This window comes from Paenarthrobacter sp. UW852, assembly GCF_024608385.1.
GTDB lineage: Bacteria > Actinomycetota > Actinomycetes > Actinomycetales > Micrococcaceae > Arthrobacter.
Genome location: NZ_JAMSGY010000005.1, coordinates 202,565 through 222,502, shown reverse-complemented (window position 1 = coordinate 222,502; position 19,938 = coordinate 202,565). Strand labels below are relative to the sequence as shown.

Sequence of the window (19,938 nt, the reverse complement as noted above, 5' to 3'; positions counted from 1 at the left end):
CGCCCTGTTCCCGTTGGAGCTGGTACAGCCGGAAACGCACGACGCCGGTCCCCGCCTGGTCGCGCCCGGTGCAGTCCACGTCCCTGGCTGGCTTACGGAGGAACAGCAACGGTGGATAGTCGCGCGCTTCGCTGAATGGACCCAGGGACCGGTGCCCCTGCGCGCGGCCACCCTGCCCGGTGGTCACCAAATGTCCGTGCGTACCGTTTGCCTGGGTTGGCATTGGCAACCCTACAAGTACACGCGGGAAGCTACTGACGTTAACGGTCGACCTGTCCTCGAGTTTCCGGACTGGATGGTGCGCCTGGGCCGGAAGGCGGTCACTGCTGCCTATTCCACCGATGGCGTGGAGAACGGGTCGGCTCCTGCAGAGGCTTACGCTCCCGATGCGGCCTTGGTGAATTTCTACGATGACGGTGCTGCCATGGGCATGCACCAGGACAAGGACGAGCGTTCGGACGCTCCGGTGGTGTCCCTCAGCATTGGGGACTCGTGTATCTTCCGTTTCGGCAACACGAAAACACGCACAAAGCCCTACACCGACGTCGAACTTCGATCCGGGGACCTCTTCGTCTTTGGCGGTCCGTCCAGGTTCGCCTATCACGGCATACCCAAGGTCCTGCCTGGCACTGCCCCCGCGGATTGCGGCCTCACTCATGGCCGGATCAACATCACCATGCGGGTTACAGGATTGTCGTAAGCCCGGAGCAGGGGCAACGCTTCAATGTCAGTGCGTAGGGGCAGAATATCCCTGGAAGCTAGATTACCTGCCGGCCGTGTGGCCGGCGCGGCCGCAGAGGAGCGTTCATGACCCCGGACACCGGCACCATCATCGGTGAGGACGGCCTGGCCCGTCCCCTGTGGGCCGCCTCGGATCCCCTCATGCAGGCTTACTACGACCATGAATGGGGTATGCCGGTCCGCGATGAACAAGGTTTGTATGAGCGGATCAGCCTCGAAGCTTTCCAGGCTGGTCTCTCGTGGGCCACTATCCTCCGGAAGCGGGATGCGTTCAGGAGGGCCTTCCTGGATTTCCACCCGGAGAGCGTGGCGGCCTTTACGGAAGCGGACGTTGAACGGCTCATGCTGGACGCAGGGATTGTCCGTAACAGGCTGAAGATCAAGGCTGCCATCACCAACGCAAAAGCCACTATCGCATTACGCGAAGAAGGCGGCCTGGTGGACTTCGTTTGGTCCTTCCAACCGGCAAGTACCCCAGCGCCGCGTACCTTCGCCGATATCCCCACGACGTCTCCGGAGTCGATTGCCTTATCCAAGGCATTGAGGAAAAAGGGCTTCGCCTTCGTCGGCCCAACCACCATGTATGCACTCATGGAGGCGATAGGAATTATCGACACTCACCTGATGGACAGTCACCGGCGGGGCACTTCCGGAGTGTGGTCCCAGGAGGCAGGCATGCCGGGGCCACCACAGCACCAACCCCATTCTGCTTTCCACAGAAGTGCGTAACTTTATCCACAGGCGTGGATAACTTCTGTGGACATCCACGGACTTACGCTGTTTATCCTTGCGATGCTGCCGATCGGCGGTCGGCCGCACTCCGGGGGACAGTTATACCCACTGTGCATCGAGCTGTGGATAGTGCTCCAAGCTTCACCGAAAGTTCAACCACTCCGCATTGCCGGCGTTGCCAAAACCAGGTTCGATTGCACGCAAGTGAATGAGTCCGTCGTGGACGCCGATTCGTTGCCGCTGCCTTGGAGGGCGAGCCCGGTCCCATCACTGGAACACTTACCCACTTAACAACAGGCCAGTACCCACACGTTATCCACAGTTGGGGACAACGTGTGGGTTTCACCCGGGTTAGCCCCGGCAATCCGGGGTTTTCGCTGCCCCTTAAGGCCTGAACTACAGCGATGTAAGTTATTAACAGTGTTGATAAGCCTGTTGATAGATACAGCACAACGCCGCAATTAACAGGGTTGTCCACATGCGGTCCGAAATACCTTTACTTGTCCACATTCAGGGGGCAGTCGGGGACAAAGTTATCCACAGGTGTGGACAGATTCATGCCATTCGGGGGATATCTAGCTCTTTTACCGCCCGCAGAGTGCCATTGGCATGGAACTACAAGCCTGTAAGTTACTCACAGTGTGGATAAGTGCTGTGGAAAACTGACACCAAGCCCGCATCGGCCGTCCATGACAGACGACTGGAGATGCCCACGGTGAAAACCCACTTCATGTTTTCCTTCACCGACGCTCGGGATAACTCGTGGTGGGACTGGACCCTGATGACCATGGTTCCGGACTGGCTCGGCGCGGAGCACATGGAAAGGGCTCAGGAAACGCTCACCAGGAAGAGAGGCAGGGCAGTGGTGAAGGAAGTCCGCCTGGAATCCGTCATGAAGGCCTCAGCGTGCAGACGCTGCATATAGGGCCTTATGACCATGAAGGACCGGTGCTCGAGGAAATGCATAACAGCTTTATCCCCAAGAAATCCCTGACCATGACGGGGCGGCATCACGAGATCTATCTGAGCGATCCACGGCGCACTGCTCCAGGGAAGCTCCGGACGATTCTGCGGCAACCAGTCGCCGCCGATAAGGACGGTGGTGTCAGCCGGCAGTGACCCGGACCAACGTGGCAATGGCCAACAGTGCCACCACGAGGACAAGTCCACCTGTTTGAAGCAGGGCCTGGTTCTTACCCCGCGGGGCGTAGGCAATGACACCGGCGGCCAGACCTCCGGCGATCAAGCCGCCCAGGTGTGCTTGCCAGGCGATGGTTGGAACAAAGAACCCAATGGCGCCGTTGATGGCGATCAGAACCCACAGTTGCTTGGTTTCGCCACCTCTGTGGCGTTGCACCACCAGCATGGCTCCGAAGAGTCCGAAGATGGCCCCGGATGCTCCGACCACGCCCACTACAGGGAAGCTTGGCGTGAGCAGCAGATAGCCCACGGAGCCACCAACTGCTGAGATGAGATACACCGCAAGGAATCGGATGCGCCCGAGCAAAGGCTCAAGGGCTTGCCCAAAGATCCAGAGCGTGTACATGTTCAGGACAATGTGCAGGAGGAATCCCTGCGAGTGCAGGAATGCCGATGTCAGCATCCGCCAGGGTTCGGTGTCCGCGAAGATGTTGGCGAACGCGAAATTTTGGAAGATGACCTCGCCCGGCAGCACCCACTGGAGGATGTAGACCAGCACGCACACACCGATGATCAGGTACGTCACCAGTGGGCGGCCAACGGCCAAGGTGCCGCCATAGGGCGACTTGTACTCCGGCGTCGAACGTTTTTGTTCGTTGACGCAGTCAACGCATTGGAACCCGACGGCGGCCGCCCGCTGGCACTCCGGGCACGCGGGGCGCCCGCAGCGCTGGCACCGCACGTAGGAGGGCCTGTCCGGGTGCCTGGGGCACACCGGAACATCAGCAGACGGCTCAGCCGACGGGATTCCGTAACTCATGAATGCAGGCTAGAGCTGTTCGATATCGATGCTGTTGATGACGACGTCCTCAACGGGGCGGTCGCCCATGCCCGTACGGACGGCTTCGATGGAGTCCACAACCTTGCGGGATTCTTCGTCCGTCACCTCGCCGAAGATGCTGTGCTTGCCGAACAGCCAGTCGGTGTTAACGGTGGTGATGAAGAACTGTGACCCGTTGGTGCCCTTGCCCATCTGGATACCGGCGTTGGCCATGGCCAGCTTGTACGGGGCGTTGAAGGTCAGTTCCGGGTGGATTTCATCGTCGAACTGGTAGCCCGGTCCGCCGACGCCGCGGCCCAGGGGATCGCCACCCTGGATCATGAAGTCCTTGATGATGCGGTGGAAAATCGTGCCGTTGTACAGCGGCGTGCCGGTCTTGTCCTCGCCCGTTTCCGGGTGGTTCCAGGACTTTTCGCCCGTGGCCAAGCCAATGAAGTTGGCGACCGTCTTGGGCGCGTGGTTGCCGAAGAGGTCAACCTTGATATCGCCGAGGGTCGTGTGGATCGTTGCTTTTGCGGTTGCGATGGTCATGGCCCCATTCTTCCATGCAGGGTCAACGCCTTTGGAGTTGTAAAGCCGGTTCCGCGCTCGGTGAAATCCGAGCCTAATCCGGCAGATGAATAGCCGGTGTTCGCCGAGCGACGTAGGCTAGCAACAAACCAGCATGTGTATCGGGAGGTAGTTGTGAAGAAATCAGACCGTATTGCCCGCGACATCGAACAATCCGTAGCGGACGGTGTGGAAAACGCCCGCGACTGGGCCGCACCCCGCGTGGAGGCTGCCGTGAATTGGGCTGTTCCTCGCATCCAGCACGGCATTGATACCGCTTCCCCCAAGATCCAGGAGGGGCTGAAGACTGCTGCACACAAGGCCGCAGACGGGGTTGCTGTTGTGACGCCCCGGCTCCAGGACGGCCTTGCGCAGTTGGCGCCGAAGATCCATGACGCAGTGGAAGATGCCACTCCCAGGATTCAGGAAGCCCTCAACAAGGCAACCCCCGTTTTGGGCCAGGCCCGGGACAAAGTGGTGGATGAATACCTCCCCAAGTTGTCCGAGCAGCTCGGTCAAGCGTCTGTTGCCGTCCACCACGCCCTGGAGAACGCCCCTGCGCAGGTTGATGCCGTAGCCCAGAAGCTGGTGGACTCCGGAGTTGTCCACAGCGTGCAGGAGCAGGCCCAAGCCACTGGCAAGCAGATCAAGGCTGTCGCGGACGAAGCCGGCAAGGCTGTCAGCACCAAGCTTGGCAAGGAACCAAAGCCCAAGAAGCGTGGCTGGTTGATCGTCACCGTCATCGCAGCCGCTGTGGCTGCAGGCGTGGCTGCCTGGAAGGCTTCCAAGCCTGTCGAGGATCCGTGGAAGACGCCGTCACCGGTGACTCCTTCTCCTGTTCCCGCTGACGCTGCAGCTTCGGCCACCGCATCCACCGCGAGCGAGGCCAAGGCCCCGGAAACCAACTCCGAGGACGCCACTGCCGAGGCTGAGCAGGCCACCAAGGACGCCCTCGAGAATGTTGGGGACGCCGGCGCCAAGGTCGCAACCGACGCCAAGACTGCGGTCAAGAACATCGCTGCGAGCCTGCACAAGGACACTGATGCTTCGGACTCCGAAAGCAAGGGCACCCACAGCTAACTCAAGCTGTTCTTACCCTCTCTAAGGGGATCCCGGCCAATGCCGGGGTCCCCTTAGTGTTTCCCCGCATGTCACCAAAGCCTCCTTCGGTGCACCTGCCGTGGGTGTTAGATTTGGAGGGATGTCAGCCGATAGACCCGTTGCGGGTTCCCTCAAGGATGCTCCGGAGCCGCCGGACGTATCCATTGTCATCCCGGCGTATAACGAGGAAAGCGTTATTCGCCAGTGCCTCATTGCGGCCATTTATCAATCAGTCCCGGCAGCCGAAATCATCGTCGTTGACAATCTGTCCACGGATCGAACGGCCAGGATCGTGCGGCAGATGCAGCAGGAGTACCCGGAAAGCCCCATCATCCTTCTCCAGCAGTCTGCCTCGCAGGGACTCATTCCCACCCGGAACTTTGGCCTTAATCACGCCACCGGAGAAGTAGTGGGACGGATCGATGCCGACTCCGTCCTCGAACCCGACTGGGTTGAGCAGGTCCAGAAGGCATTCACGGATCCGACCGTCGCCGCCGCGACCGGCCCCGTGGTCTACTACGACATGCCCATGCGGCGCTTCGGACTCAAAGCCGACGACAAGATGCGCCAACTCATGTTGCGGCTGGCCAAGCACCAGTACCATTTCCTCTTCGGTTCAAACATGGCCCTTCGCCGCTCCGCATGGGAAACCATCCGCGATGAGGCTTGCCTGGATCCCAAGGACGAGATGCACGAGGACATCGATCTGTCGCTGCATCTTTTCGATCACGACCTCAAAGTGCAGTACCTGCCGCAGATGGTCTCCGGCATGTCCGCACGCCGGCTTGAGGACTCGCCGCGCGACTATCGCTACTACGTCCAGCGGTTTGATCGCACGTACAAAGCCCACAATGTGAAAAAGATGGCCCTGAAAGCACCCATGGTGGTGTTCTTTTCCGTGTACTTCCCGGCAAAGCTGTTACGCGCCATCCACACTGCCAACTCCGCCCAGGGCGTTCGGCGCGGCGGGATTTAACGCACGACGCCGGGAGGCTAGTCGGTTCCCAGCTCAGCTTCGCGCCGGTCTGCTTCGGGCCGTCCACGGCGCTGACCGGCCACCACCACTGCCAGTCCAACAAGAATCAGGGCCAATCCCGCGTATGTGCCGGCCGGCAGCGTTTCATTCAGGAAGACTGCTGCGAGGATCGCCGCACCCGGAATCTCCAACAGGATAATCATCGACACCAGCAACGGACTCATCGTGGCCAGCAGGTGGTTGAAGGCTGTATGTCCCACCAGCTGCGCGCAGACGGTGATGGCAATAATCCCCAGCCAGCCTCCGGCGTCGAACCCTACAAGGGCCTGGCCGCTGAAGGTAGCCAGCACCGCAACGATCGCCGCGCAGATGCCATAGCAGAGGGTGGTGTAAGTGCCAATACCCATCGACTGGCGGGCTTTCCCGCCCGCCAGCGTGTAGAGCCCCGCCAGCGCACCGCCAGCAAGCGCCAGGAGGTCGCCCAGCAGCGCCTCGGGCGAGGAACCCATATCGAACCCGGTAATGGCCACCACCCCGCCAAACGCAATCCCCAGGCCCAGCAGCACCGGCCAACGGTGCCTGGTGCCGCGGAACAACTGGAAAACGGCGATCCACGCCGATTGCAGGCATACCAAGGCCGTAGCCGCCGCAACGGACGTCAGTTGCAGGGCCGTGATGAAGCAGGCGAAGTGGAAGGCCAGAGCGACAGCGGCCGTCACGGACCAGCCAAGCTCCCTGCGTGTGATCTTCCCGAAAGCCTTGGGCTCGCGGACAACCACAGGAGTGGCCATGACCAAAGCCCCGATTGCGTTGCGCCAAAAGGCGATGGCCAGGGCGGTCACGGAGGTGGCCCCCAAGGTGCCGGCCATCAGCGGGCCGGAGGAGGCGACTCCCAGTACCCCGAGGGCGGCGATGAGAAGGGTCACGGATCAACCTTAGTGTGACGGCGACTCACCCGAGGGACGCCCTGTCCGTTGTGGAGCGAATACTGCCCCCGCTATGTTCCCGGTCGGGAAAGCAACGAGGTTAAATGCAAAAGTCCCGGTCATTTCTGACCGGGACTTTTCTTATGGTGGAGGCACGGGGACTCGAACCCCGAACCCCCTGCTTGCAAAGCAGGTGCGCTACCAATTGCGCCATGCCCCCATAAGAAGCAACCCGTCTATCATACCCTAATTTTTGACTGTCAATTACCAGTCCAAACCGGGCTCTTCGGCTAATCGACCTTATCGGTCGACTGGCTCCAGACATTCTTCCGGGCTTCGGATTCCTGCGCCTTTTTATAGGCCAGAACACCTGCGACCGCTGCTGCCAGTACAACAAGCAACTTCTTCACAAGTACCTCATTCCAGTTCAGTTTTACCTGAACCACTTTTGGTTCCGTGGGCGTACCAGGACTTGAACCTGGGACCTCTTCGTTATCAGCGAAGCGCTCTAACCGCCTGAGCTATACGCCCCGATGCCTCATCGGGCCGAGATATGACTGTACAGCACATCCCGGCCCGATCTCAAATCGAGGCTTTCCCACCACGGATTTCAGCCTTTTTCAGCGTATTTCCGCGGTTTTTTGCTAGTCGTCGGTCAAGGTGACGCCGACGCCACCAACCAACGTTGCCGAAATGTTATACAGCACGGCGGAGAGCATGGAGAGGGCGGTCAGCAGGACCACGTTCACCACAGCAATGATGGTGGCGAAGGAAGCCACCTGTCCCAGGGAAGCGATCTTCTTCAATTCGAATCCGCTGCCTTCAGAACCGGCCAGGGTACCCAGGAGGCTATCCACCTGGTTGAAGATGCCAGTCAGGTCCAGGACGGTCCAAAGCACGATCGCGGCCACCACTGTGACAATGCCCAGTGCGACCGACAAAAGGAATGCCATCTTCAGGACCGACCAGGGGTCGACCTTGCTGACAAGCAACCGTGCGCGGCGAACCTTGGCCTTGGGCGCGGGCTTCACCAAACCGGGTCCGCCCTGGGCGGGGCGCTGGCCGCCTGCTGCTGCCGGACGCTGTCCAGCCTGTGCGGGCCGCTGTCCGGGAGCACCTGCGGGTCGCTGCCCGCCTGCTCCTGCGGGACGCTGGCCCGGCTGTGCAGGGCGCTGGCCGGGAGCTCCAGCGGGCCGCTGGGCTGAGTTGGCGCCGCCTGCAGGGCGTGCCCCCGTTTCGCCGGCTGCGGCGCCTGGACGCTGCTGTGGCCGTGCAGGGGTTCCTGCCTGCGCGCTGCCCGAGGGCTGCCGGAGTCCGCCGGGGACACCTGTGCTCGGCTTGGGATATGAGTCGGAATTACTCACTCGTTACCTCCGGTATTGTCTTCGTTCAGCTCCGCGCCCGTATCGGTTTCCGGGTCTGCGTCGTTTTCCGTTTCGGGCGTGACGGTTGCCTCAACGGCGCCGTCGTCTTCAGCCAACGTTACGTCATGGTCGAGTCCGTCCTCAGATTCTTCGACTTCCAAACCACGTTCGCTGTTGCGTGCCACTTCGATGATGCGGTCATTCTTGTCAGGTTTGGCAAAAATGACGCCCATGGTGTCGCGACCCTTTGCAGGGACTCCGGTGACGGCAGAGCGGACTACCTTGCCGCCCTCCATGACCACCAGAACTTCGTCTTCTTCCTGCACGATCAAGGCACCTACGAGGTCGCCACGGTCTTCTGCAAGCTTGGCCACCTTGATGCCCAGGCCGCCGCGGCCCTGAAGCCTGTATTCGTCGACGGCGGTCCTCTTGGCGTAGCCGCCCTCCGTCACCACAAATACGAATGAACCATCCTGGACCACGTCAGCAGCCAAGAGCTCGTCGTCTTCACGGAACTTCATACCGGTCACACCCGACGTTGCACGGCCCATGGGGCGCAGAGCGTCATCTGTTGCCGTGAAGCGGATCGACTGGCCCTTGCGTGACACGAGGAGGAGGTCGTCGGTTTCGCTCACCAGCTGGGCGGAAACGAGTTCGTCTTCGTCACGCAGGTTGATGGCGATGACGCCGGCCGTGCGGTTGGTGTCGTAGTCCTCCAGCCTTGTCTTCTTGACCAGGCCGTTCTTGGTTGCGAGGACAAGGTACGGCGCTTGCTGGTAGTCGCGCAGATCCAGGACCTGCGCGATGTGCTCGTCCGGCTGGAAGGCAAGGAGGTTGGCAACGTGCTGGCCCTTGGCATCCCGGCCGGCTTCCGCCAGTTCGTAAGCCTTGGCACGGTAGACCCGTCCCAGGTTGGTGAAGAACAACAGCCAGTGGTGCGTGGTGGTCACAAAGAAATGCTCCACGACGTCGTCCCCGCGCAGCTGCGCGCCCTTAATTCCCTTGCCGCCGCGTTGCTGCGAACGGTAGTTGTCGCTGCGGGTCCGCTTGACGTATCCGCCGCGGGTAATCGTGACGACCATTTCCTCTTCGGGGATCAGGTCCTCCATGGACATGTCACCGTCGAAGCCCATCAGGATGTGGGTGCGGCGGTCGTCGCCGTGCTTGGCCACGATCTCGGCGAGTTCTTCGCTGATGATCTGACGCTGCCGTTCCTCGGAAGCCAGGATCGCGTTGTATTCCTGGATCATCGCTTCGAGCTCGGAATGGCGGTCCTGGATCTTCTGGCGTTCCAGGGCAGCCAAACGGCGCAACTGCATGTCCAGGATGGCCCGGGCCTGGAGCTCGTCGATCTCCAGAAGCTCCATGAGACCCTCGCGGGCGGCCTCCGTGGTGTTGGACGCGCGAATGAGGGCGATGACCTCGTCCAACATGTCCAGTGCCTTCAGGAGTGCACGCAGAATGTGTGCTTCTTCCTCGGCCTTACGCAGGCGGTACCTGGTGCGACGGGCGATGACGTCCATCTGGTGCGCAACCCAGTGCCGGATGAATGCATCCAGGCTCAAGGTGCGCGGAACGCCGTCGACAATGGCAAGCATGTTCGCCGAGAAGTTGTCCTGCAGCTGCGTGTGCTTGTACAGGTTGTTGAGGACCACCTTGGCGACGGCATCGCGCTTCAGCACGATCACCAGGCGCTGGCCCGTGCGTCCAGAGGTTTCATCGCGGAGGTCCGCGATGCCCTGGATCTTGCCGTCCTTGACCAGTTCGGCAATCTTGATGGCCAGGTTGTCCGGGTTTGCCTGGTAGGGAAGCTCAGTGACTACCAGGCAGGTGCGGCCCTGGAGTTCCTCGACGTTGACCACCGCGCGCATGGTGATGGAGCCGCGGCCCGTGCGGTAGGCATCCTCGATGCCCTTGTGGCCGAGGATCGTGGCACCGGTCGGGAAGTCGGGTCCCTTGATGCGGAGCAACAGTGCTTCAAGAAGCTCTTCCCGGGTAGCCGTGGGGTTTTCGAGCGCCCATTGCACGCCGTCGGCGACTTCGCGGAGGTTATGCGGCGGAATGTTGGTGGCCATGCCGACGGCGATGCCTGAGGAACCGTTGACCAGCAGGTTGGGGAACCGGGCCGGAAGGATGGTGGGTTCCTGGTTCTTGCCGTCGTAGTTGTCCTGGAAGTCGACGGTTTCCTCGTCGATATCCCGGACCATTTCCATGGCCAGCTGGGCCATTTTGGTTTCGGTGTAACGCGGCGCAGCGGCGCCGTCGTTACCGGGGGAACCGAAGTTGCCCTGGCCAAGCGCCAGCGGGTAGCGCATGGTCCAGTCCTGGATGAGGCGGACCAAGGCGTCGTAGATCGCCATGTCACCGTGCGGGTGATAGGTACCCATGACATCGCCGACCACGCGGGCGCACTTGTTGAAAGAGCGGTCCGGGCGGTAGCCGCCGTCGAACATTGCGTACAGGACACGGCGGTGAACCGGCTTGAGCCCGTCCCGGACGTCCGGAAGGGCACGGCCGACAATCACGGCCATTGCGTAGTCCAGGTAGGACCGCTGCATTTCCGTCTGCAGGTCCACCTGTTCGACGCGGTCAGTCAGCACATCACCCTCAAGAACTACATCCTCGGCGTCGTTCGAGGCCGGGACTTCGGGAGTTTCGTCACTCATAATCTAAGTTTCCGTTTCAGGTATATGTCGGTTCTGGAATATCTAAGTGGCCGGTGGGCCGCTAGATATCGAGGAACCTGACGTCCTTGGCGTTCTGCTGGATGAAGTTTCGCCGCGACTCCACGTCCTCGCCCATCAGGACGGAGAAGGTCTGGTCAGCGGCCAGCGCGTCGTCCATGGTGACCTGCAAAAGCGTGCGGCGCTCGGGATCCATGGTGGTGTCCCACAGCTCCGTGTAGTCCATCTCGCCCAAACCCTTGTAGCGCTGGATGCCGTTGTCCTTGGGAAGCCGCTTGTTCATGGCAGCGCCCTTGCGGATGGTCTCATCACGTTCACGATCGCTGTAAACGTAGTCGTGAGCAGCGTTGGACCACTTGATCCTGTACAACGGCGGCTGGGCCAGGTAGACGTAACCGTTCTCGATAAGGGGACGCATGTAGCGGAACAGCAGCGTCATCAAGAGGGTGGTGATGTGCTGGCCGTCAACGTCGGCATCGGCCATCAGGACGATCTTGTGATAGCGGAGCTTGGCGATGTCGAAGTCCTCGCCAATGCCCGTACCGAAAGCCGTGATCATGGACTGGACTTCGGCGTTCCCCAAGGCCTTGTCCAGCCGGGCGCGCTCCACATTCAGGATCTTGCCGCGCAGGGGCAGGATGGCTTGGGTTTCCGGGTTGCGGCCACGCTTGGCCGAACCACCGGCCGAGTCACCCTCCACGAGGTAGACCTCACAACGCGAAGGATCCTTGGAGGAGCAGTCTGACAACTTACCCGGCATGCCAAACGATTCCAGCGGGCTCTTCCGGCGGGCGTTATCGCGGGCCTTGCGTGCTGCCATACGTGCTTGGGCAGCCGAGATGGCTTTGCGGATCACGTCGCGGGCGGGGCCGGGGTTCCGCTCCAACCAGTCACCCAACTGGTCGGTGACCACGCGCTGGACGAATCCCTTGACCTCGGAATTACCCAGTTTGGTCTTCGTCTGGCCTTCGAACTGTGGCTCGGAAAGCTTGACGGAAATAACGGCCGTCAGGCCTTCGCGGATGTCGTCACCGGTGAGGTTGTCATCCTTTTCCTTGATGATGCTCTTCTCCCGCGCATAGCGGTTGATCAGCGAGGTCATCGCAGCGCGGAAACCCTCTTCGTGGGTTCCGCCCTCGTGGGTATTGATGGTGTTGGCGTAGGTGTGGACACTTTCCGAGTAGGCGGTTGTCCACTGCATGGCAACTTCAACGGCGATGTGCCGCTCAGTGTCTTCTGTTTCGAAGGCGATGACGTCCTCGTGGACGATTTCAACCTTTTTGTTCGAGTTCAGGTGCTTCACGTAGTCCAGCAGGCCGTCAGGGTACTGGTACACCACCGTGCGGTGCTCGGCGCTGACTTCACCCTCGGTCGCCACGGCGTCAAGGTCAAGGTCGTCGTCACCGTCCCGCGTGACGGGGCGTTCGTCGGTCAGCGTGATTTTCAGGCCCTTGTTAAGGAAGGCCATCTGCTGGAACCGGGCGCGCAGCGTCTCGAAGTCGAACTCAGTGGACTCGAAGATGGTGCCATCGGGGTAGAACGTCTGGGAAGTACCGGTCTCTTCCGTAGCCTCGCCTTGGACGAGTTCGCCCTGTGGCTTACCGCCGTCTGCGAAGGTCATCCGCCAAACGTGGCCCTGGCGGCGGACTTCCGTGTCCACACGACGCGACAAAGCGTTGACCACGGAGATGCCCACACCGTGAAGGCCGCCGGAGACCGCGTATCCGCCGCCACCGAACTTGCCACCGGCGTGCAGGATGGTCATGACGACTTCGACTGTCGGCTTGCCTTCGGTGGGGTGGATGTCCACGGGGATACCGCGGCCGTCGTCCACTACCCGGACGCCACCATCCGCGCGAAGAGTAACTTCGATGTGGCTGCAGTAGCCGGCCAGGGCTTCATCGACGGAGTTGTCCACCACTTCGTAAACAAGGTGGTGCAAACCACGGGGACCGGTGGAACCGATATACATACCCGGGCGTTTGCGCACGGCTTCGAGGCCCTCCAGCACGGTGATATCGCTGGCACCGTACTCCCTGGGCGCCTCGGCGGGCGTGTCAGGCGTGGGAACAGTCTCCTCTTCGGGCTCTACTGCCAAGGTCTCTGCATTGTCGTTAGCCACAGGCGCTTTCGACTCCTCTGTACTCGATGTCGGCCGTTCCCGGTGTTGTCCACGGCGAACCGAGGCCGTCAACGGGCACGTGACTGATTGCGCCGACTACTCCGACGAAGGGGTCCCTGAGACCACAAGAGTGGATTCAGGACCTGGACGACGTTTCACCGGCGCTCAGTGATCTACGCCAATTCTATCGTGGATACGCTCGAATCCTTGCAAATACGGGGGCAGCCGAGAGCTGAATATGCCCGTGGGAGGCCGCTGGCCCTATCTTCAATGGCCCTGCGGTGGTCCCGATGGGGGTCCATACGGCCCAGGGGCGTTGAATCGCCCTGCACGCCTTTCAGCCGTAAGTGTCCCTGGGGCCCCGCCCGTTGACACTTCGCCCGCCTTTTCGCCAACTTGGAGCCGACGGTCCCAAAACCTGAATGCTCGTTACTACGCCTTCGCCGAGTTCATTCCGGAACATCTCGAGCAGGCTGGAACTGAGCAACCGCAGTTGGGTGGCCCATGCAGTGGAGTCGCAGCGGACGTGGAGCGTCGTGTCCGTGAAGCTCTCCGGAGTGCAGTGGGACGAGATGTCCGGACCAACCAAGGTTTCCCATTCAGCCATCACGGACCCTACGGCAACCGGTGACGTCCATCCCCGCTCAGCCACCAAGCGCCCAACAACTTTGCCCAAGCCCAAAGGATCCCGGCCACTGCCATGGAACTGCGTGAAACCCCTGGTATTGCGCAGGCCCTTGCGTTGGGGGGCCGATCCGGGGCGGGGCGCCCGCTGCCTGACTTCGCCCCGCGCGGCTGCAGCCTCGCGCATGCGGTTCAGGGCAGCCTGGGCCGCGTCAATTTCATCGGGATCCCGGCCGGGTTGGAGTCCGTCGTCGCTATCCTTCGCCATCGATGCCTCCCGGAACAACGGTAACGCGCCGTCCGGCCAGCTCCTCAGGGATATCGGCGTCGACGGCGGCCGTCACCAGCACCTGCTCGGCGCCGGCAACTATTGCTGCCAGTTTACGCCGGCGTTGAACATCAAGTTCGGCAAAGACGTCGTCCAGGATAAGGATCGGCGCGGTCCCTCCCGTACGGGAGTCGTCCAGCATGACGTAGTAGGAAGCAAGCCGCAGTGAAAGGCACATGGACCAGGTCTCGCCATGGGAGGCGTAGCCCTTTGCGGGCGCTTGACCCAAAACGAGTTCCAGCTCGTCCCGGTGCGGCCCCACCAAGGAGATCCCCCGTTCCAGTTCCTTCTTCCGCGACGCAGCGAAGGCCTGGATGTACCGTTCGGTGAGATCGTCCACGGACAGTACCCGGAGGTCCTCCGCCGACGACGACGGTTCCGTTGCGCGATCCGCCGGACCGCCGTCGTCATCCAGGATGTCCTGGATAGTGGAACGGTAGATGGCGCCGGCTTCCTTGGAACCATCGGTCAGCTGTGCGTAGGCATTGTTGAGGTGCGGACGCAGCCGCTCCACGAGCTCAAGGCGGGCGTGCAGGAGTTCAGCACCTGCCCGCGCCATGTGCTGGTCCCAAACGTCGAGGGTTGCTTCATGGCCCGCAGTGAACTTACCTGTGCGTGCAGACTTCAGGAGCGCGTTGCGCTGCTTAAGGACACGATCGTAATCGCTTCGTGTGGCGGCATGCCGCGGAACCAGGCTTACCAACAGCTCATCAAGGAATCGGCGACGGTTCGAAGGGTCACCCTTCACCAGAGCCAGGTCTTCCGGAGCGAAAAGCACTGTTTGGCAGATGCCCAGGATGTCCCGCGCCCGCACTGGGTTACTGCGGTTGATACGGCCTCGGTTCGCGCGGCCGGCATTGATTTCCAGCTCAATGACAGTCGACTGCTCGCCACTGACAAGCCGCGCCCGGACCATGGCGCGCTCGGTGCCAAAGCGGAGCAGCGGGCCGTCGGTGCTCACACGGTGCGAGCTCAGCGTGGCAAGGTACCCGATGGCCTCCATCAGGTTGGTCTTGCCGATCCCGTTGGAACCCACCAGCACGGTCACACCTGGGCCAAGCTTCAGGTCAACCTGTGCATAACTGCGGAAATCCGTCAGTGAAAGATGTTCGAGGTACACGCCGTTCGCAGGACTCCTGCGGCCTAGCTGGCCGGACGGGTGGCGTGTCCACCGAACTGATGACGCAGGGCGGAGACCATTTTCATGGCCGGAGAGTTGTCCTCGCGGGAAGCGAACCGGGCAAACAACGCTGCGGTAATTGCCGGGGCCGGTACGGCGTTGGCGATTGCCTCTTCCACGGTCCAGCGTCCCTCTCCCGAATCCTCAACGTAATCGTCAATGGATGCAAGGCCCGGATCCTCGTCCAATGCCTTGACCATGAGGTCCAGCAGCCAGGAGCGGACCACGGTGCCCTTTTGCCAAGCACGGAAGGTACCTGGGAGGTCCTTCACAATGTCCTTGGCGGCGAGCAATTCGTAGCCCTCGGCGTATGCCTGCATGAGGCCGTACTCGATGCCGTTGTGGACCATTTTGGCGTAGTGACCTGCGCCGACACCGCCGACGTGGACGAAACTGTCGGCGCGCTCACCCTCAGGGCGGAGTGCGTCGAACACAGGCATTGCCAGTTCAATGTCCTCGTCCGCTCCGCCGGCCATCAGGCCGTAGCCGTTCTGCAGGCCCCACACGCCACCGGAAACGCCGCAGTCCGCAAAGCGAATGCTCTTTTCGGCGAGTGCCGCGGCGTGCTTCTGGTCCTCGGTGAAACGTGAGTTGCCGCCGTCGATGACCATGTCGCCGGGGCTGAGCTTTTCACCAAGCTCTGTGATCACAGCGTCAGTGATGGCACCAGATGGGACCATCACCCAGACCAGCCTCGGGGTGGGCAGGGCCGCAATGAGTTCATCGACGGAAGAGACATCCGTGATGTCCGGATTCCGGTCGAAACCAGTGACTTCGATACCGCCGTTCCGCATGCGTTCCCGCATGTTGAAACCCATTTTTCCGAGGCCGATCAGTCCGATGTGCACAGTGTGAACTCTTTTCTGGGAATGAGGGTTGATGTGTCCGTGGCGTCTGCTAGTTGGGCAGGCGGACCGGCATCACGAGGTACCGGTAGTCGTCCTGGTCTTCACCATCGGCTTCCGCCTGGGCAGTAATCATGGCCGGCTTGGGAGCTGTGGTGAACGAGAAGCGAACGTACTTGGTTTCGATAACGCTGAGGCCCTCAACCAGGTAGTGCGGGTTGAACGCAACGGTGATGTCCTCGCCGGAAAGCTGGGCTTCGAGCTCTTCCGAAGCCTGCGCATCCTCGCCCGTACCGGCGTCGAGGTTCAGCAGACCTTGGGTGAAGGCGAGGCGGACCGGAGTGTTCCGTTCAGCAACGAGCGATACACGGCGTACGGCCTCGACGAGTTCCTGGGTCTGGACTGTCGCGTGGATAGGGGTGGAGTCCGGGAACAGGGAACGGATCTTGGGGTAGTCGCCGTCCACCAGGAGTGACGTGGTGGTACGTCCTCCACTTTCGAAGCCGATCAGGCGGCTGTCATCGTCCGCGAGGGCGAGGTTGATGTCGCCGCTGCCACCGAGGGTCTTGGCAACCTCGTTCAGGGTTTTGGACTTAACCAGTGCGCTGGTGGAAATTCCCGGTGTAACAGGCTTCCAGGGAACTTCGCGCATCGCGAGGCGGTAACGGTCTGTGGCTAGGAGCGTGATCAGATCGTCTTCGATCTCCATACGTACGCCGGTGAGGATCGGCAAGGTGTCGTCCTTGCTCGCAGCGATGATGACCTGCGAAACGGCTTGCGCAAAAGCGTCACCAGGCAAGGTGCCGCTGATTGCAGGCAAAGCCGGCAAGGCCGGGTATTCGGATTCGGGCATGGTGGCCAGGTGGAAGCTGCTTCGGCGGCAGGTCAGCGTGACTTTGCTGCCATCGGTTTCCACCTCGACCGGTGCGGAGGGGAGGCTTCGGCAAATGTCAGCCAACAAGCGCCCGGATACCAGGATGGTGCCCTCAACAGCGATGTCTGCCGGGATTTCCAGGCGCGCCGACGTCTCGTAATCGAAGCTCGACAGACTTACCGTTCCCGCCTCGGCTTTGAGGAGGAGACCGGAAAGCACCGGAACAGGCGGCCGCGGAGACAACGATCGCGCGGTCCACGTAACGGCTTCTGCCAGGACGTCGCGGTCGACTCTGAACTTCACGGAGGGGTGCCGCCTTTCATTGCTGCTGCCATGTAGTAGCTGCGGATTCCTGCTTGGAAGCCGCTAAATCTCCGCACTCCCGCACCGGAACCTGCATGGTCCGCACTGAGCGAACTACAAACAGACCCGAGGATGGGAGCGCTGCTGACAGCTTAGCCGGAAGATCCGCGATTAACCCATCCCCGATCGGCCGGACCCCTCGTATGTGGACAGCCGCAGGCTGGCCTCGGCCTGGCCGTTGGCCGGGCTCGGAGTGTGGCAGAACGAGATTGTTATTTGAGGGATTTCAATTTTTTGGGATTCGTAGTGTTAATAACTGCTGTGGAAACTGTGGATAACCCCATCTCGCCGCGCAGTTCCGCTGTTAAGCCCTGTTCACGGAGTGTGCGTTAACTGGGTTTTAAACAGGGTGTGGATGGGGACAACTCCCAGGACCGTTTTTAACGATCCACAGGCGGCTTAAGGGTTTTAAGCCCATTAAGCACGCTTGTCCCCTTAAGTATCCACAGGCTTATCCACATGCACCTGTTAATAAGGTATGTAGTGGCGGTCGCGATGTGGATTCAGGAGTCGCGCTGCTGCTGCTTGATGCGGTTGGTCAGTTCGGTGACCTGGTTGTAAATCACACGACGCTCAGCCATCAGCTCACGGATCTTGCGGTCCGCGTGGATCACTGTGGTGTGGTCGCGGCCGCCCAGCTCCTGGCCGATCTTAGGCAGGGACATATCCGTCAGCTCCCGGCACAGGTACATGGCGATCTGCCGGGCTGTCACAAGCGTCCGCGTGCGGGACTTGCTGCAAAGCTCTTCCATGCTGAGCTTGAAGTAGTCCGCCGTCTGGTCGAGGATTTGCTTCGCCGTGATTTCCTGGGCGCCGTCATCCGTAATGAGGTCTTTGAGGACCATCTCGGCGAGGGCAACGTCAACCGGCTGGCGGTTGAGGCTCGCAAACGCAGTGACACGGATCAAGGCGCCCTCAAGTTCGCGGATGTTGCTGGAAATCTTCGAAGCGATGTACTCCAGGGCGTCATCCGGCGCTGACAGGCCCTCGCTGAGGCCCTTCTTGCGGAGGATGGCGATACGGGTCTCAAGCTCCGGCGGCTGGATGTCCGTCAGCAGGCCCCATTCGAAGCGCGACGTCATACGGTCTTCGAATCCCGCAAGCATCTTGGGTGGCTGGTCGGAGGTGATAACCACCTGCTTGTTGGCGTTGTGCAGGGCGTTGAACGTGTGGAAGAACTCTTCCTGGGTACGGTCCTTGCCTGCCAGGAACTGGATGTCGTCGATCAGCAGCACATCCACGTTGCGGTACGTGGTCTTGAAACTCGTGCCCTCGTCGTCGCGGATGGAGTTGATGAAGTCATTGGTGAACTCTTCGGAGTTCACGTAGCGGACGCGAATACCACTGTAGAGACGGCGTGCATAGTGCCCGATGGCGTGCAACAGGTGGGTCTTGCCCAGTCCGGAGTCACCGTAGATGAAGAGCGGGTTGTATGCCTTGGCCGGCGCTTCCGCGACGGCAACCGCGGCCGCATGGGCGAAGCGGTTGGAGGAGCCGATCACGAACGTGTCGAAGATGTATTTCGGGTTCAGGCGGCCGAACTCGTGCGATGTGCTCGGCGGAGTCGGCTGGGGCTTCGGCTCTGCAAAGTCCGGTACTGCGGAAAGCTCGACGGCGGGTTCCGGCTCTGCATGGACCGGCACCAGATCGGTGTCTACGTCGATTGCACAGCGGATGTCATCCGAAAAGACGCTCCGCAGGGCATCGTCGAGGGCATCCTTGACCTGCGTTTGCAGGACTTCGCGGGTGAGCTCGTTGGGAACTGCCACCAGGAGGGTCGAACCTATGAGGCCTTGTGCCTGGGCCAGGATGACGAAACCACGCTGACGGGGAGTGACCCGATCGTCCTGTTCCAGGAGGGTCAGCACCCTGCGCCAGGAACTTCCGACAGTGTTGGCGTGGTTGGCTTCGTCTACTGTCATCAATCAGTTCCTAAATACTTGCTTGCCGGCGTTGCTGGCAGCCGAAGTGTCTCCGGCGTTGCTTGTTCCGGGTGATAATCCACAGAGTTATGCACAGCGGGTGGACAATGGGCTACTGAGCCACTCTAGGGGATGCAATCGCCAGAAGATAGCTGGGAAGTTGCCTGTGGATAATTACACCGTTGTGGTTCCGGAATACGGCTTGTGAGCCACTTCATCCACAGGCTGCAAGCAGGGTCTGGACACAGCTGTGGATACGTGTGCGGCAGGCTGCCGGTTTGACTGTGGGTCCCTTTTTGCCCTAACGTTGTGAAGTCCTTTGTGTCCGCTTTTGAGATCAGTTGTAACTCCGTACGTTCATCGTGCGGGAGGCAACGGCGGCGGCACATACAAAACTTAGCGTCGGCCAGTTCTTCCCCTTTTTTGATCGGGTGGGCGCACCTTTGATCCACTGGAGTAACTAACGTGAGCAAGCGGACTTTTCAGCCGAATAACCGCCGTCGGGCCAAGAAGCACGGCTTCCGCCTTCGTATGCGCACCCGTGCCGGCCGCGCCATCCTGGCTGCCCGTCGCGGCAAGGGCCGCGTCGAACTGTCGGCGTAAATAACTGACTTGTCGGTCAGGGT

Annotated in this window: 19 protein-coding genes and 2 tRNA genes; 7 read left to right on the top strand and 14 right to left on the bottom strand. The window is 61.0% G+C overall.

What is annotated here, in order from left to right; translation table 11 throughout:
• Positions 1-13: 13 nt before the first annotated feature.
• The 4 genes from NEK97_RS11075 to NEK97_RS19855 all read left to right on the top strand — a co-directional run bounded on the left by NEK97_RS11075 (position 14) and on the right by NEK97_RS19855 (position 2,592).
• Complete coding sequence (locus tag NEK97_RS11075; RefSeq protein ID WP_257370077.1) at positions 14-700, top strand: alpha-ketoglutarate-dependent dioxygenase AlkB; 687 nt, start codon at positions 14-16, stop codon at positions 698-700.
• 107 nt (positions 701-807) lie between these two features.
• Complete coding sequence (locus tag NEK97_RS11070) at positions 808-1,470, top strand: DNA-3-methyladenine glycosylase I (RefSeq protein WP_257369982.1); 663 nt, start codon at positions 808-810, stop codon at positions 1,468-1,470.
• A 652-nt stretch (positions 1,471-2,122) separates the two neighbouring features.
• Positions 2,123-2,398, top strand: a complete 276-nt coding sequence (locus NEK97_RS19860) for a hypothetical protein (protein ID WP_306672975.1) — start codon at positions 2,123-2,125, stop codon at positions 2,396-2,398.
• Positions 2,380-2,592, top strand: coding sequence for a GyrI-like domain-containing protein (locus tag NEK97_RS19855; protein WP_308292476.1), 213 nt, complete (start codon positions 2,380-2,382; stop codon positions 2,590-2,592). The genes NEK97_RS19860 and NEK97_RS19855 overlap by 19 nt, the downstream gene beginning before the upstream one ends.
• Here NEK97_RS19855 and NEK97_RS11060 read toward each other — a convergent pair.
• Both NEK97_RS11060 and NEK97_RS11055 read right to left on the bottom strand, forming a co-directional pair.
• Positions 2,579-3,433, bottom strand: coding sequence for a rhomboid family intramembrane serine protease (locus NEK97_RS11060; protein WP_257369981.1), 855 nt, complete (start codon positions 3,431-3,433; stop codon positions 2,579-2,581). The two genes, NEK97_RS19855 and NEK97_RS11060, sit on opposite strands and share 14 nt — an antisense overlap.
• A gap of 9 nt (positions 3,434-3,442) precedes the next feature.
• Complete coding sequence (locus NEK97_RS11055) at positions 3,443-3,985, bottom strand: peptidylprolyl isomerase (protein WP_257369980.1); 543 nt, start codon at positions 3,983-3,985, stop codon at positions 3,443-3,445.
• Between the two features lie 153 nt (positions 3,986-4,138).
• Here NEK97_RS11055 and NEK97_RS11050 point away from each other — a divergent pair, with 153 nt between their 5' ends.
• Complete coding sequence (locus NEK97_RS11050; RefSeq protein ID WP_257369979.1) at positions 4,139-5,083, top strand: hypothetical protein; 945 nt, start codon at positions 4,139-4,141, stop codon at positions 5,081-5,083.
• A 121-nt stretch (positions 5,084-5,204) separates the two neighbouring features.
• Positions 5,205-6,080 (top strand): glycosyltransferase family 2 protein, encoded by an 876-nt coding sequence (locus NEK97_RS11045; protein WP_235518098.1) that lies wholly within the window; start codon positions 5,205-5,207, stop codon positions 6,078-6,080.
• Positions 6,081-6,097: 17 nt separating this feature from the next.
• On the opposite strand, the gene NEK97_RS11040 is transcribed toward NEK97_RS11045, so the two are convergent.
• The 12 genes from NEK97_RS11040 to dnaA all read right to left on the bottom strand — a co-directional run bounded on the left by NEK97_RS11040 (position 6,098) and on the right by dnaA (position 19,312).
• Complete coding sequence (locus tag NEK97_RS11040) at positions 6,098-7,006, bottom strand: DMT family transporter (RefSeq protein ID WP_257369978.1); 909 nt, start codon at positions 7,004-7,006, stop codon at positions 6,098-6,100.
• A gap of 144 nt (positions 7,007-7,150) precedes the next feature.
• Positions 7,151-7,226 (bottom strand) — tRNA-Ala (locus tag NEK97_RS11035).
• 70 nt (positions 7,227-7,296) lie between these two features.
• Entirely contained in the window at positions 7,297-7,452 is a 156-nt protein-coding gene (locus NEK97_RS11030; RefSeq protein WP_235518101.1) for a DLW-39 family protein, read from the bottom strand.
• 11 nt (positions 7,453-7,463) lie between these two features.
• A tRNA-Ile gene (locus tag NEK97_RS11025) sits at positions 7,464-7,537 on the bottom strand.
• 113 nt (positions 7,538-7,650) lie between these two features.
• Positions 7,651-8,370: a DUF3566 domain-containing protein gene (locus tag NEK97_RS11020; RefSeq protein ID WP_257369977.1), complete on the bottom strand. Its 720-nt coding sequence runs from the start codon at positions 8,368-8,370 to the stop codon at positions 7,651-7,653.
• Complete coding sequence (gyrA, locus tag NEK97_RS11015; RefSeq protein ID WP_257369976.1) at positions 8,367-11,036, bottom strand: DNA gyrase subunit A; 2,670 nt, start codon at positions 11,034-11,036, stop codon at positions 8,367-8,369. Before gyrA ends, NEK97_RS11020 begins: the two co-directional genes overlap by 4 nt.
• Positions 11,037-11,097: 61 nt before the next feature.
• Positions 11,098-13,176 (bottom strand): DNA topoisomerase (ATP-hydrolyzing) subunit B, encoded by a 2,079-nt coding sequence (gene gyrB, locus NEK97_RS11010; RefSeq protein ID WP_257369975.1) that lies wholly within the window; start codon positions 13,174-13,176, stop codon positions 11,098-11,100.
• Between the two features lie 337 nt (positions 13,177-13,513).
• Complete coding sequence (locus NEK97_RS11005; protein WP_257369974.1) at positions 13,514-14,068, bottom strand: DUF721 domain-containing protein; 555 nt, start codon at positions 14,066-14,068, stop codon at positions 13,514-13,516.
• Positions 14,055-15,248, bottom strand: a complete 1,194-nt coding sequence (recF, locus tag NEK97_RS11000) for a DNA replication/repair protein RecF (protein ID WP_257369973.1) — start codon at positions 15,246-15,248, stop codon at positions 14,055-14,057. Before recF ends, NEK97_RS11005 begins: the two co-directional genes overlap by 14 nt.
• Positions 15,249-15,271: 23 nt before the next feature.
• Entirely contained in the window at positions 15,272-16,189 is a 918-nt protein-coding gene (gnd, locus tag NEK97_RS10995; protein WP_257370076.1) for a phosphogluconate dehydrogenase (NAD(+)-dependent, decarboxylating), read from the bottom strand.
• 16 nt (positions 16,190-16,205) lie between these two features.
• Positions 16,206-17,330: a DNA polymerase III subunit beta gene (gene dnaN, locus NEK97_RS10990; RefSeq protein WP_011772783.1), complete on the bottom strand. Its 1,125-nt coding sequence runs from the start codon at positions 17,328-17,330 to the stop codon at positions 16,206-16,208.
• A gap of 563 nt (positions 17,331-17,893) precedes the next feature.
• A complete protein-coding gene (gene dnaA, locus NEK97_RS10985) occupies positions 17,894-19,312 on the bottom strand; it encodes a chromosomal replication initiator protein DnaA (protein ID WP_211710336.1) in 1,419 nt (472 codons plus the stop codon).
• A gap of 465 nt (positions 19,313-19,777) precedes the next feature.
• Here dnaA and rpmH point away from each other — a divergent pair, with 465 nt between their 5' ends.
• Positions 19,778-19,915, top strand: coding sequence for a 50S ribosomal protein L34 (rpmH, locus tag NEK97_RS10980; protein WP_011776797.1), 138 nt, complete (start codon positions 19,778-19,780; stop codon positions 19,913-19,915).
• The last annotated feature ends 23 nt before the right edge of the window (positions 19,916-19,938 follow it).